This window comes from Pseudomonas sp. GM_Psu_1, assembly GCF_026544185.1.
In the GTDB taxonomy this organism is placed as follows: Bacteria; Pseudomonadota; Gammaproteobacteria; order Pseudomonadales; family Pseudomonadaceae; genus Chryseomonas; species Chryseomonas oryzihabitans.
Map to the genome: position 1 here is coordinate 206733 of NZ_JALNUX010000006.1, position 12471 is coordinate 219203.

11 protein-coding genes are annotated in these 12471 nt (G+C 65.9%); 10 read left to right on the forward strand and 1 reads right to left on the reverse strand.

Annotated features, from left to right (window positions below):
• Positions 1-89 precede the first annotated feature (89 nt).
• The 7 genes from OXS31_RS12690 to OXS31_RS12720 all read left to right on the forward strand — a co-directional run bounded on the left by OXS31_RS12690 (position 90) and on the right by OXS31_RS12720 (position 9912).
• Complete coding sequence (locus OXS31_RS12690) at positions 90-1667, forward strand: NAD(P)/FAD-dependent oxidoreductase (RefSeq protein ID WP_267399319.1); 1578 nt, start codon at positions 90-92, stop codon at positions 1665-1667.
• Positions 1668-1840: 173 nt separating this feature from the next.
• Positions 1841-2395: a cytochrome b gene (locus OXS31_RS12695; RefSeq protein ID WP_027598427.1), complete on the forward strand. Its 555-nt coding sequence runs from the start codon at positions 1841-1843 to the stop codon at positions 2393-2395.
• Between the two features lie 35 nt (positions 2396-2430).
• Positions 2431-3009 (forward strand): YceI family protein, encoded by a 579-nt coding sequence (locus OXS31_RS12700; RefSeq protein ID WP_007161692.1) that lies wholly within the window; start codon positions 2431-2433, stop codon positions 3007-3009.
• Positions 3010-3355: 346 nt separating this feature from the next.
• The gene (locus OXS31_RS12705; protein ID WP_027598428.1) at positions 3356-4552 is read left to right on the forward strand and encodes an efflux RND transporter periplasmic adaptor subunit; all 1197 of its coding nucleotides are present in this window, start codon (positions 3356-3358) and stop codon (positions 4550-4552) included.
• 12 nt (positions 4553-4564) lie between these two features.
• Positions 4565-7702, forward strand: coding sequence for an efflux RND transporter permease subunit (locus tag OXS31_RS12710; RefSeq protein ID WP_027598429.1), 3138 nt, complete (start codon positions 4565-4567; stop codon positions 7700-7702).
• A 1-nt stretch (position 7703) separates the two neighbouring features.
• Entirely contained in the window at positions 7704-9206 is a 1503-nt protein-coding gene (locus OXS31_RS12715) for an efflux transporter outer membrane subunit (RefSeq protein WP_074584090.1), read from the forward strand.
• Between the two features lie 118 nt (positions 9207-9324).
• Positions 9325-9912 (forward strand): YajG family lipoprotein, encoded by a 588-nt coding sequence (locus tag OXS31_RS12720; protein WP_007161696.1) that lies wholly within the window; start codon positions 9325-9327, stop codon positions 9910-9912.
• A gap of 60 nt (positions 9913-9972) precedes the next feature.
• On the opposite strand, the gene OXS31_RS12725 is transcribed toward OXS31_RS12720, so the two are convergent.
• On the reverse strand, positions 9973-11133 hold the full coding sequence (locus tag OXS31_RS12725; RefSeq protein ID WP_267399327.1) for a 1-acyl-sn-glycerol-3-phosphate acyltransferase: 1161 nt from the start codon (positions 11131-11133) through the stop codon (positions 9973-9975).
• Between the two features lie 107 nt (positions 11134-11240).
• Here OXS31_RS12725 and OXS31_RS12730 point away from each other — a divergent pair, with 107 nt between their 5' ends.
• The 3 genes from OXS31_RS12730 (at position 11241) to OXS31_RS12740 (ending at position 12455) form a co-directional block, all read left to right on the forward strand.
• A complete protein-coding gene (locus tag OXS31_RS12730) occupies positions 11241-11423 on the forward strand; it encodes a CPXCG motif-containing cysteine-rich protein (RefSeq protein ID WP_017639858.1) in 183 nt (60 codons plus the stop codon).
• The gene (locus OXS31_RS12735) at positions 11423-11683 is read left to right on the forward strand and encodes a DUF2007 domain-containing protein (RefSeq protein WP_007162730.1); all 261 of its coding nucleotides are present in this window, start codon (positions 11423-11425) and stop codon (positions 11681-11683) included. Before OXS31_RS12730 ends, OXS31_RS12735 begins: the two co-directional genes overlap by 1 nt.
• Positions 11684-11837: 154 nt before the next feature.
• Positions 11838-12455, forward strand: coding sequence for an SOS response-associated peptidase (locus OXS31_RS12740; protein ID WP_042136699.1), 618 nt, complete (start codon positions 11838-11840; stop codon positions 12453-12455).
• The last annotated feature ends 16 nt before the right edge of the window (positions 12456-12471 follow it).

Genomic DNA, 12471 nt, shown 5'->3' on the forward strand with positions numbered 1-12471 from the left:
ATTGCCGGTCGTGGCGCCGTCTGGTTGCCCCGGGGCCGCTGGCGTATGCTGCGCCACCGCCGTTTCCCGGTCCCAGGAGTCTAGAAAAGATGTCGTCGCGTTGGACAGGTTTTACCGTCTGCTTGGCAGCCGGCGTATTCGCTACCAGCCTGAGCGCAGGCGCTGCCGAGAAGGCCCATAAAGAGTCGCACAAGGCGCCGGAAAAGGCTGCCGCGGCGCCCGTCGCGCCCAGTGGTCCCTCGGTGATCGTGGTCGGTGCCGGCATGGCCGGTCTGGCCTCGGCCTATGAACTGCAGCAGGCCGGCTGGAACGTGACCCTGCTGGAAGCCGGCGCGCGCGTCGGCGGTCGCTCCGGTCTCGCCTCCAGCGAATGGATCGGCGACACAAAGGCCCAGCCGGTGCTCAACCACTACCTGGACACCTTCAAGCTCAAGACCGTGGACGCGCCGTCCTTCGTGCGCACCCCGGGCTATCTGATCGACGGCCAGTACTATTCCCAGGACGACCTGGTGCAGAAGATGCCGGCCGTGGCCGATGCCCTGAAGCGCGTCGACAAGTCCCTGGACGACCTGGCCGCCGCCATCAGCGATCCGCTGCAGCCGACCGCCACCCCGACCCTGCACGCCCTCGACCAGATCAACGCCGCCACCTGGCTGGACAAGCAGAATCTGCCGCCGGTGGCCCGCCAGCTGATCAACCAGCGCATCCGCGTGCGCTATGACGAGCCCTCGCGGCTGTCGCTGCTCTATCTGGCCCAGCAGACCCGCGTCTATCGCGGCGTCGAGGACAAGGACCTGCGCGCCTCGCGCCTGCCCGGCGGCAGCGACGTCCTGGCCCAGGCCTTCGTCAAGCAGATCAAGACGATCAAGACCGACAGCAAGGTGTCGAGCATCGTCCAGGATCCGAGCGGCGTGACGGTCAAGGCCGGCGCCAATGGCTACAAGGCCGACTACGTGGTGATGGCGGTGCCGCTGCGCGCCCTTGGTCAGGTGCAGATGACCCCGGCGCTGGACGGCACCCAGCAGGCCGCCATCAAGGGCACCACCTATGGCTGGCGCGACCAGATCCTGCTCAAGTTCAAGACCCCGGTGTGGGACAGCAAGTCGCGCATGAGCGGCGAGATCTACAGCGACCAGGGTCTGGGCATGCTGTGGGTGGAACCGGACGTCAAGGGCGGCGCCAATGTGCTGGTCAACCTGGCCGGCGACAGCGCGCGCCTGGTGCAGGCCTTCGGCGACAAGCAGATGGTCGATCAGGTGCTGATCCGCTTCCACGCCCTCTATCCCAAGGCGCGCGGTGCCTTCTCCGGCTACGAAGTCCGTCGCTACAGCCGCGATCCGGGCGTGGGCGGTGCCTACCTGGCCTATGGTCCGGGCCAGATCACCCGCTACTGGCGGCTGTGGGAAAAGCCCACCGGCCGGGTGATCTTTGCTGGCGAGCACACCGATCCGCTGCATCCGGGCACCCTGGAAGGGGCCCTGGCCAGCGGTCAGCGCGCCGCCGGCCAGGTCCGCGACCTCAAGGCCGGCAAGGCCGTGGTGCCGGTCGTCGCCAGCGCCAAGGCCCCGGCTCAGCCGGCTGCCGCGCCCAAGGCCGCCGACGCCGCGCCGGCCAAGGACAGTGGCGAGCACGGCTTCTTCTGGAAGCTGTTCCACTGGTCGTTCTGATCCAGACCCGCGCCGGGAGGCTGCCCCTGCGCAGCCTCCCGGCCGCAGCGGACGGGGCCTCCATGCGCCGTCCGATCCATCGATTCCTTCGATATTGATTCGACACTTTTTCCGCTTTCCATCGATACGTTTGCGGCTAGGCTTAGGCAAAGCTTTTTCAGGAGAGAAAAGCGATGCACTGGCGCAACGATGGCCTTCGCTACGGTCTGGTAAGTCTGGTTCTGCATTGGGTCATGGCCCTGGCGATCGTCGCCATGTTCGCCTCCGGCCTGTGGATGCGCACCCTGGACTACTACGACACCTGGTACCACACCGCCCCCGAACTGCATAAGAGCGCCGGCATCCTCCTGCTGATCGCCCTGGTGCTGCGCCTGCTCTGGCGCCTGGTCAGTCCGCCGCCGCCGGTGGAGGGCAGCCCCCTGGTGCGCCGCGCCGCCGGGGCCGGGCACTTCCTGCTCTATGCCTTGATGCTCAGCGTCATGGTAGCCGGCTATCTGATCTCCACCGCCGATGGTGTGGCCATCGATGTCTTCGGCTGGTTCAAGGTGCCGGCGACCCTGAGCGGCTTGCCGGACCAGGCCGATACCGCCGGCAAGATCCACCTCTGGTTCGCCTGGACGCTGATCGTCCTGGCCGGCCTGCACGTGCTGGCCGCGCTCAAGCACCATTTCGTCGATCGCGACGGCACCCTGGTGCGCATGCTCGGCCGGGTCCATACCCCTTCCTGATGTTCGCTTCCCACCACCACATGGAGCTCCATCCAATGCTGAAGAAAACCGTTGCCGCCCTGGCCCTGGGTACCGCTCTGCTGGGCGCCGGCCAGGCCATGGCCGCCGATTACAAGATCGACAAGCAGGGCCAGCACGCCTTCATCCAGTTCCGCATCCAGCACCTGGGCTACAGCTGGCTGTACGGCACCTTCAAGGACTTCGACGGCAACTTCAGCTTCGATGCCAAGGATCCGTCCGCCGACAAGATCAAGGTGACCATCAACACCGACAGCGTCGACACCAACCACGCCGAGCGTGACAAGCACCTGCGCAGCGCCGACTTCCTCAACGTCGCCGCCCATCCCCAGGCCAGCTTCGAATCCACCAAGGTCACCCCCACCGGCGACGGCACCGCCGACGTCACCGGCAACCTGACCCTGAACGGCGTGACCAAGCCGGTCACCATCAAGGCCCACTTCATGGGCGAGGGCAAGGATCCGTGGGGCGGCTACCGCGCCGGCTTCGAGGGCACCACCACCCTCAAGCTCAAGGATTTCAACATCCAGAAGGACCTCGGTCCGAAGTCCCAGGAAGTGGAATTCATGCTGTCCTTCGAAGGCGTGCGCCAGTAACGGGACGCCCTCAGGTTGTAACCAAAGATGCCGGATTCGTCCGGCATTTTTATGCCTGGTCGTTTTTGGCGACGAGGCGGGCGCCAGAGGAATCCCCCGGCAGAACTCGCCTTCAGCCTGATGGTCTGCTACCGAGGTCGGTCGTCTAGGCCTGATGTCGTAGGAATAGCCGTTTTCACGAGGCGCCGGAGCCGCCGGCGAGATACCCGAGCATGGCGCTTGGGTTATTTACAAACAGTCGTGAACGTAAGTATATTTGTCTGATAATAATTCCTATGCTCGAGCCGGTGCGGATCCACAAGGCGCGCTGCGCATGCTCATTTCCCCGCTTTCAAGGACTTTTGATATGCAGATCAAGCCGGCGCATGCCTTTTTCGCCCCCGCCCTGCTGGCCGTGGCCCTGGCCCTGGGCGCCTGCGGCAAGCAGGACAACAAGGACCAGCAGCAGCAACAGCAGCAGAAGCCCGCGGAGGTCGGGGTGGTGACGATGCAACCCCGCACCGTGACCCTCACCGACGAACTGCCCGGGCGCACCTCGGCCTTCCGCATCGCCGAGGTCCGTCCCCAGGTCAGCGGCATCCTGCTCAAGCGCTACTTCACCGAGGGCGCCGACGTGAAGGCCGGCACCCAGCTCTATCAGATCGATCCGCGCACCTACGAAGCCAACGTCAACTCGGCCAAGGCCTCGCTGGCCCAGGCCCAGGCGACCCTGGCCTCCAACCGGCTCAAGGCCCAGCGCTATGGCGCCCTGGTCAAGGAGCAGGCGATCAGCAAGCAGGAAGCCGACGACGCCCTGTCCATGCAGCGGCAGAACGAAGCCCAGGTGGAATCGGCGAGAGCCGCCCTGCGCAACGCCGAGATCAACCTGGCCTACACCAAGGTCGCCGCGCCGATTTCCGGCCGCATCGGTCGCTCGATGATGACCGAAGGCGCCCTGGTCACCGCCGACCAGACCACCGCCCTGACTAGCATCACCCAGCTCGATCCCATCTATGTCGACGTGACCCAGTCCGCCACCGACCTGCTGCGCCTGCGCCGTGAACTGGACAGCGGTCAGCTGCAGCGCGTGCAGGGCGAGAACGCCGCCGAGGTCAAGCTGATGCTGGAAGACGGCAGCGCCTACAGCCGTCCCGGCAAGCTCAAGTTCGCCGAGGTCTCGGTGGATCAGGGCACCGGCTCGGTGACCATCCGTGCCGAATTCCCCAACCCCGACAAGCTGCTGCTGCCCGGCATGTTCGTGCGTGCCCAGCTGCAGTCCGGCGTTCGCCAGAATGCCCTGCTGGTGCCGCAACAGGGCGTGACCCGCGACATCAAGGGCCAGCCCACCGCCATGGTGGTCAACGGCGAAGGCAAGGTCGAGCAGCGAATCCTCAAGACCGAGCGTACCGTGGGCTCCGACTGGCTGGTCACCGACGGCCTGAAGGCGGGTGACAAGGTCATCACCGAGGGCCTGCAGAAGATCAAGCCGGGCGCCACCGTCACCACCAAGCCGGCGAGCAACATCGCCTCCGCCGAGCAGAAGCCGGCGGGTCAGGCTCAGTAAGGGGAGCGCCCGATGTCCAAGTTCTTCATCGACCGGCCCATCTTCGCCTGGGTGATCGCCCTGGTGATCATGCTCGCCGGTATCCTGTCGATCCTCAATCTGCCGATCAACCAGTACCCGAACATCGCCGCCCCGGCGGTCTCGATCCAGGTGAGCTACCCGGGCGCCTCGGCGCAGACGGTGCAGGACACCGTGGTCCAGGTCATCGAGCAGCAGATGAACGGGATCGACAACCTCAGGTACATCTCCTCGGAGTCCAACTCCGATGGCAGCATGACCATCATCGTGACCTTCAACCAGGGCACCAACTCCGACATCGCCCAGGTCCAGGTGCAGAACAAGCTGCAGCTGGCGACGCCGCTGCTGCCGCAGGAAGTGCAGCAGCAGGGCATGCGCGTGGCCAAGTACCAGCGCAACTTCATGATGGTGGTGGGCCTGGTCTCCATGGACGGCTCCCTGACCAAGGAAGACCTGTCCAACTACATCGTTTCCAACATGCGTGATCCCATCGCGCGGACCAGCGGTGTGGGTGACTTCCAGGTGTTCGGTGCCCAGTACGCCATGCGCATCTGGCTCGATCCGCAGAAGCTGGTGAAGTACCAGCTGACGCCGGTCGACGTCAGCAGCGCCATCCAGAGCCAGAACGTGCAGATCGCCTCCGGTCAGCTCGGCGGCCTGCCGGCGGTGCCGGGGCAACAGCTCAACGCCACCATCATCGGCAAGACCCGCCTGACCAGCGTCGAGGAATTCGGCAAGATCTTCCTCAAGGTCGATCAGAGCGGCGCCCAGGTGCGCCTGCGCGACGTGGCACGGGTGGAGCTGGGGGGCGAGAACTATTCCATCGACGCTCAGTTCGACGGCAAGCCGGCCTCCGGCATGGCCCTGCGTCTGGCCACCGGGGCCAACGCCCTGGACACCGCCAAGGCGGTCCGCGCCACCATCGAACGGCTCAAGCCGTTCATGCCGCCGGGCATGGAAGTGGTCTATCCCTATGACACCACCCCGGTGGTGACCGCTTCCATCCACGAGGTGGTCAAGACCCTGGGCGAGGCGATCCTGCTGGTGTTCCTGGTGATGTTCCTGTTCCTGCAGAACTTCCGGGCCACTCTGATCCCCACCATCGCCGTACCCGTGGTCCTGCTGGGCACCTTCGCGGTGCTGCTGGCCGCCGGTTTCACCATCAACATCTTGACCATGTTCGGCATGGTGCTCGCCATCGGCCTGCTGGTGGACGATGCCATCGTGGTGGTGGAAAACGTCGAGCGGGTGATGGCCGAGGAGGGGCTCTCGCCCAAGGAGGCGACGCGCAAGTCCATGGGTCAGATCCAGGGCGCCCTGGTCGGTATCGCCATGGTGCTGTCGGCGGTGTTCGTGCCCATGGCCTTCTTTGGCGGCTCCACCGGGGTGATCTATCGCCAGTTCTCCATCACCATCGTTTCTTCGATGGTGCTCTCGGTGCTGGTGGCCCTGATCCTGACTCCGGCGCTGTGCGCCACCCTGCTCAAGCCGGTCAAGCAGGGGCACCACGAGAAGCGCGGTTTCTTCGGCTGGTTCAACCGCAAGTTCGAGAGCGGTCAGCACCGCTACGAGCGCAGCGTGGCCGCGGTGATCCGCCACAAGGTGCCCTTCCTGCTGCTGTACCTGCTGATCGTCGGCGTCATGGTGTTCCTGTTCACCCGCATCCAGTCGTCCTTCCTGCCGGAAGAGGACCAGGGCGTGATCTTCGCCCAGGTCACCACGCCGCCGGGCTCCAGTGCCGAGCGGACGCAGAAGGTGCTCGACACCATGCGCGAGATGATGATGAAGAACGACTCGAGCGCGGTCAGCTCGATGTTCACCGTCAACGGCTTCAACTTCGCCGGTCGCGGCCAGAGTTCGGGTCTGGCGTTCATCCAGCTCAAGCCCTGGGAAGAGCGCCCGGACGCCAAGGACGGGGCCAGTGCCGTGGCCGGTCGCGCCATGGGCTACCTGTCGGGCATCAAGGACGCCATCGTCTACGCCATCGTGCCGCCGGCGGTGCTGGAGCTGGGTAACGCCACCGGCTTCGACTTCTATCTGCAGGACCAGGGCGGCATCGGTCACGAGGCGCTCATGGCCGCGCGCAACCAACTGCTCGGCATGGCCGCGCAGAATCCCAAGCTGATGCAGACCCGTCCCAACGGCCTCAACGACGAGCCGCAATTCAAGCTCATCGTCGACGACGAGAAGGTGCGCGCCCTGGGGCTGTCGCAGAGCGACGTCAACCAGACGCTGTCCATCGGCTGGGCGTCCAGCTACGTCAACGACTTCATCGACCGCGGTCGGGTGAAGAAGGTCTACCTGCAGGGCGAAGCCAGCGCGCGGATGAATCCCGAGGACTTCAACAAGTGGTACGTGCGCAACAGCGCGGGCGAGATGGTGCCGGTGTCGGCCTTCGCCCGCGGCGAGTGGATCTACGGCTCGCCCAAGCTGGAGCGCTACAACGGCATCTCCTCGCTGGAGATCCTCGGTTCCGCGGCGCCCGGCTACAGCACCGGTGACGCCATGGCCGAGATCGAGCGCATGGCCAAGGACCTGCCGCAGGGCGTGGGTATCGCCTGGACCGGTCTGTCCTACGAGGAGCGGCTGTCGGGCTCCCAGGCGCCGGCGCTCTACGCCCTGTCGCTGCTGGTGGTGTTCCTTTGCCTCGCGGCGCTGTACGAGAGCTGGTCGATTCCGATCGCGGTCATCCTGGTGGTGCCGCTGGGGGTGGTGGGGGCCTTGCTGGCCACCTACTTCCGTGGCCTGGCCAACGACGTCTTCTTCCAGGTCGGTCTGTTGACGACCATCGGTCTGGCGGCGAAGAACGCCATCCTGATCGTGGAATTCGCCAAGGAGCTGCACGAGGGCGGCAAGAACATCGTCGATGCGGCGGTGGAAGCCTCGCGCATGCGTCTGCGGCCCATCATCATGACCTCTATGGCCTTCATCCTGGGCGTGGTGCCCCTGGCGATCTCCTCGGGCGCGAGCTCCGGCAGTCAGCACGCCGTGGGTACCGGCGTGATCGGCGGCATGCTCACCGCCACGATACTGGCGATCTTCTGGATTCCCATGTTCTACGTGGTGGTCAGCAGCCTGTTCAAGGACAAGGCCACCAAGGACCAGGAAGCCCATGGCAAGGAAGGACACTGATATGAAGAAGTCTCTCTTGGCGGTGGTCGTGGGCATGCTGGCCGTCTCCGGCTGCAGCCTGATCCCCGACTACCAGCGACCCAACGCGCCGGTGGAGAATGCCTGGCCCCATGGCCAGGCCTACGATGCCCTGACGGTCAACCGCGACCAGCAGGCGGCCGACATCGGCTGGCGCGATTTCTATCGCGATCCGGCCCTGCAGCAACTGATCCAGCTGTCACTGGACAACAACCGCGACCTGCGCCAGGCCGCGCTGAACGTGCGCCTCTACCAGGCGCAGTACCGCGTGCAGCGCGCCGAGCTGTTTCCCGACATCAGTGTCAGCGGCACCGGGACCCGTACCCGCCAGCCTGAAGACCTGAGCCAGGTCTCCGCCATCCGCGAACTGCTCGCCGGCAACAGCGCCAACGGCGCGGGTGGCGGTGGCGGCGGCAGCATCAGCAGCCAGTACAGCGTGACCCTGGGCTTCACCTCCTATGAGCTGGACCTCTTCGGTCGCCTGCGCAGCCTCAGCGAGCAGGCGCTGCTCAACTACTTCGCCACCAGCGAAGGACGTCGCAGCACCCAGATCTCGCTGGTCTCGGAAGTGGCCAACGCCTACTACGCCTGGCTCACCGACCAGCGCATGCTGCAACTGACCCGCGAGACCCTGGACGCCTATCAGCGCTCCTACGACCTGACCCGTCAGACCGTGGAGAACGGCGTGGCCAGCGGCCTGGACCTTCGCCAGTCGCGCACCGCCCTGGAAGGGGCGCGGGCGAATCTGGCGCAATACACCCGCCAGGTGGCCCAGGATCGCAACGCCCTGGCCTTGCTGCTGGGCACCTCGATCCCGGCCGACCTGCCGCAGGGCAAGGGCCTGGACGGCAAGGACCTGCTCGCCGACCTGCCGGCCAACCTGCCGTCGGATCTCCTGCAGAAGCGCCCGGACATCCTCCAGTCCGAGCTGCAGCTGCGCGCCGCCAACGCCAACATCGGCGCGGCGCGGGCGGCCTTCTTCCCGCGCATCAGCCTGACCGCCCAGGGTGGCACGGCCAGTCGCGATCTGAATGGCCTGTTCGACGCCGGCTCCGGCTACTGGACCTTCTCGCCGAGCATCAACATCCCGATCTTCACGGCCGGCAGCCTCAAGGCCAGCCTGGATGCGGCCAGGATCCAGAAGGACATCAACGTCGCCACCTACGAGAAGTCGATCCAGACCGCCTTCCGCGAAGTGGCCGATGCCCTCGCGGCGAAGGGCACCTACGACGACCAGTTGCAGGCCCAGCAGGACCTGGTGCAGGCCAGCCAGGAGTACTACGACCTTGCCAACCTGCGCTATCGCCAGGGCATCGACAACTACCTCACGGTGCTCGACGCCCAGCGCTCGCTGTACAGCGCCCAGCAGCAGCTGATCACCGATCGACTCAACCAGCTCAACAGCGAGGTCACCCTGTACAAGGCCCTCGGCGGTGGCTGGCTGGAGCGCAGCCAGACGCGACCGCCGCTGGCGGCCAAGCCCTGATCCTGCTCCAGCAAGACGCCGGCCTCGTGCCGGCGTTCTTCTGTCCGGGGTGCCCGTCTATCGACGCCGCTGGGGGGCTGGGTATACTGCCCCCTGTCCCTTTCTCTGGAGTCTCTGCATGCGCTATCGCCTGTTGCTCGGCCTGCTCGCCGCCACTGGTCTGACCCTGGCCGGCTGCGCCAGCAGCCCCCAGCAATTGAGTCCGCAACCCCAGATCACCGCGCCCATCGCCCCGGTCGGCCAGGGCCAGCCGGTCTCGGTCCGGGTGGTCGACGGTCGCTCCTCCTTTACCCTCGGCACCCGTGGCGGTCTCTATCCCGACACCAGCGTGGTGGTGGTGCAGACCCAGGACGTGATTCCCAAGCTGCAGGCCGAAGCCGAGAAGGCGGTCCGCCAGATGGGCTTCACCCCGTCGCCCAATGCCGGCCCCGGCGCGCCCCAGCTGACCCTGACCCTGGCCGAGCTGAACTACCAGTCGCCCAAGGAACTGTACGTCACCGCCTCCGACGTCGCCGCGGCCTTCCAGGTCGACGTGCGCAACAGCCAGCGCGGCTACCGCGGCCGCTACGGCGCCAGCCTCAACCAGCGCTTTGGCATGGCGCCCAACGCCGAGGCCAACACCAAGCTGGTCAGCGATGTGCTGAGCGACGCCCTGACCCGGGTGTTCAAGGATCCGACCGTGGTCCAGGTGCTCAGCGGTCGCTGAAAACCCGTCGCCCACAAAAAAGCCCGGCCAGTGCCGGGCTTTTTCATGGGTCGCCGACCGCTATTCCAGGCCGGCCAGCACGCGGTACTTGTTGAGCACCGGCTGGGCGTACTGGCGCACCAGCTGTGCCCGGTATTCCGCCGGGCACTCGGCCAGGCGCTTTTCCCACTCGCCGCGGGCGACCGCGATCTCCTCGACGGGAAACAGGGCGTCCACCGCGGGCACGGCCAGCTCCGGATCGCGGCCCTCCCAGGCGACATAGGCCAGGTAGCTGGCCGGGAACAGCCGGTAGTTGCCGAGGATCTGCCGGTCCATTTCCTGGGCCAGCGCCTTGGCATCCTCGAACTCACCCGTGACCGGCCCGCCAAAGGCCACGTGCACCCGGCCCTTGTAGCCGGTAATGCCCAGGGCGATGCTGACGTCGTCTTCGCCCGGTGCCTTGGTATAGCCGCCGGTGGTGGCGCGGATGTGCAGTTCGCGGGCCTTGGCCTGGTCGCAGGGATCGAATTCGTAGCTGATGGACACCGGGACGATATTCAACGCCTTGACCAGCTCGGCGAAGGGCGCGTCCTTGCAGCTCATGTGGAACATCTTGAGGATGGCCGAATCGGTACGGTCGTCGCCATCCTTGGCCCGGCCCTCGGCCTGGGCGATCCAGATGGACTGGCCGTCTTGGCGGATCGAGTGATTGATGTAGGCGGACAGATTCTGGTACGCCGCCAGCTTCTCGCGCCGACCGCTGATGGAGCGGTGCACGATGAAGCTCTTGTTCAGCCGCATCAGGTCGCTGACGAAGGGCTTCTGCAGGAGGTTGTCGCCGATGGCGATGCGCGGCGTTGGCAGGCCGGCGTGGTAGACGGCATAGTTGACGAAGGCTGGGTCCATCACGATGTCGCGGTGGTTGGCCAGGAACAGATAGGCCCGGCCACTGCGCAGCTGGTCGATACCGGAGTAGGTGACGCCGTCCGAGGCCTTTTCGATGGCGCGATCCACATAGGGTTCGAGCTTGTCCTGCAGCGCGGCGACGCTCTGGATGCCGCCCAGTTCCTGGCGCAGGCGGGTGCGCAACAGGGGCCGCACCACCCAGCCGAGGCCTTTGGACAGGCGCGGGAAACGGTAGCCGGCGAGGATGGCGATGAAGTGGTCGTCGTCGATCAGGCGGGCCAGAACCCCGGGGACTTCCGCGTCGTTATAGGGTCGAATGGCTTCGAACTCGCCCATGGTGTTCTCTTGTAGAAATTCCGGCGGCCATAGTAGTGGGCGTGGCGCCAGATGCAAGCGCCAGGGGCCGGATGGGCGGCAGGTTGGCGGTCGAGGAGTGCAGGCAGATGCTGGAAAGCCAGGAATACGATTGCCCTTATTGCGGCGAACCGGGCGAGGTGGTGCTCGACCTCAGCGGTGGTGATCAGGACTACTACGAAGACTGCGAAGTCTGCTGCCGGCCGATCCGCTTCGGCCTGCACACCGATGGCGAGGACTGGAATCTCGAGGTTCGTCGGGAGGACGACTGATGCGGCGCATCTACGAGCCGGGTTCGCTGCACGAGGGTGAATTGCTCCTGGCGGTGCTGGCCAGCGAAGGCATCAGCGGCTTTCTTGCCGGGCGCCATCTGCTCGGGGGCATCGGCGACCTGCCAGCGGCAGGGCTGCTCGGCCTGCTGGTCGAGGATGAGGAGGCCCTCCGCGCGCAGGCGCTGATCGCCGCGTACAATGCCGCCACGCCCCTGCCGGGAGAGGATCCCTCCCCCGAGCAGGGCATCCTCGTCTGCTAGGTTCTAGACGAAAAGTGCCTACGCATCGGTGATGCTTCGTTGAAAAACGCTTCGGAATGCTCATTTACCACTTGTAAACTCCGCTTCCTCAGCATTTTTCGCCTCGCCTGACCTTCGCTCGGTGACTTTTCGTAAAGAACCTAAAAAGGTTTTCATGTCCGGACGCTACGCCCTGTTCCGCTGGCCCGCCGAATTCGCCGCCCTGGCGGGATTCCCCGAAAAGCATGCGCCGCGCTGGAACATCTCCCCCCATCAGCAGGTGCTACTGCAGCGGCGGACCGCCGAGGGCGAGCGGGTCGACAGCGGTCGCTGGGGACTGACTCCGCCCTGGCTCACCGATCTTTCCCGCACCCCCACCCACGCCCGCGCCGAAAGCCTGGCCACCCAGCCGATGTTTCGCGAGCCCTTTCGCCTGCGGCGTTGCCTGCTGCCCGCCAACGGCTTCTACGAATGGCGCGGCAATCATCGCAAGCGGCCCTACTGGATGCTCAATGGCGAACCCCTGGCCTGGTTCGCCGCGCTCTGGGAGGCCTATCCGGCCGGGGACCAGCTCTGGCTGTCGGTGGCCATGGTCACCCAGGCCGCCGGCCCGCTGCGGCGGCCGATCCTGCTGGATGAAGCGGGGCGTGCCCTCTGGCAGGATCCGGACAGCCCGCCTGAAGCCCTGCAGGCGCTGTTGGCCACGGGCGGCATGCCGCTGCGCGAGCGGGTGCTGGCCGATATCGTCAACCGACCCGAGGTGGACGGGCCGGAGTGTCTGACCCCGCTGTAGACGCGGCCCTCACCCC

Coding starts and splice junctions, on each gene's coding strand:
- OXS31_RS12690 (WP_267399319.1), top strand. CDS start 90: ATGTCGTCGCGTTGGACAGGTTTTACCGTCTGCTTGGCAGCCGGCGTA.
- OXS31_RS12695 (WP_027598427.1), top strand. CDS start 1,841: ATGCACTGGCGCAACGATGGCCTTCGCTACGGTCTGGTAAGTCTGGTT.
- OXS31_RS12700 (WP_007161692.1), top strand. CDS start 2,431: ATGCTGAAGAAAACCGTTGCCGCCCTGGCCCTGGGTACCGCTCTGCTG.
- OXS31_RS12705 (WP_027598428.1), top strand. CDS start 3,356: ATGCAGATCAAGCCGGCGCATGCCTTTTTCGCCCCCGCCCTGCTGGCC.
- OXS31_RS12710 (WP_027598429.1), top strand. CDS start 4,565: ATGTCCAAGTTCTTCATCGACCGGCCCATCTTCGCCTGGGTGATCGCC.
- OXS31_RS12715 (WP_074584090.1), top strand. CDS start 7,704: ATGAAGAAGTCTCTCTTGGCGGTGGTCGTGGGCATGCTGGCCGTCTCC.
- OXS31_RS12720 (WP_007161696.1), top strand. CDS start 9,325: ATGCGCTATCGCCTGTTGCTCGGCCTGCTCGCCGCCACTGGTCTGACC.
- OXS31_RS12725 (WP_267399327.1), bottom strand. CDS start 11,133: ATGGGCGAGTTCGAAGCCATTCGACCCTATAACGACGCGGAAGTCCCC.
- OXS31_RS12730 (WP_017639858.1), top strand. CDS start 11,241: ATGCTGGAAAGCCAGGAATACGATTGCCCTTATTGCGGCGAACCGGGC.
- OXS31_RS12735 (WP_007162730.1), top strand. CDS start 11,423: ATGCGGCGCATCTACGAGCCGGGTTCGCTGCACGAGGGTGAATTGCTC.
- OXS31_RS12740 (WP_042136699.1), top strand. CDS start 11,838: ATGTCCGGACGCTACGCCCTGTTCCGCTGGCCCGCCGAATTCGCCGCC.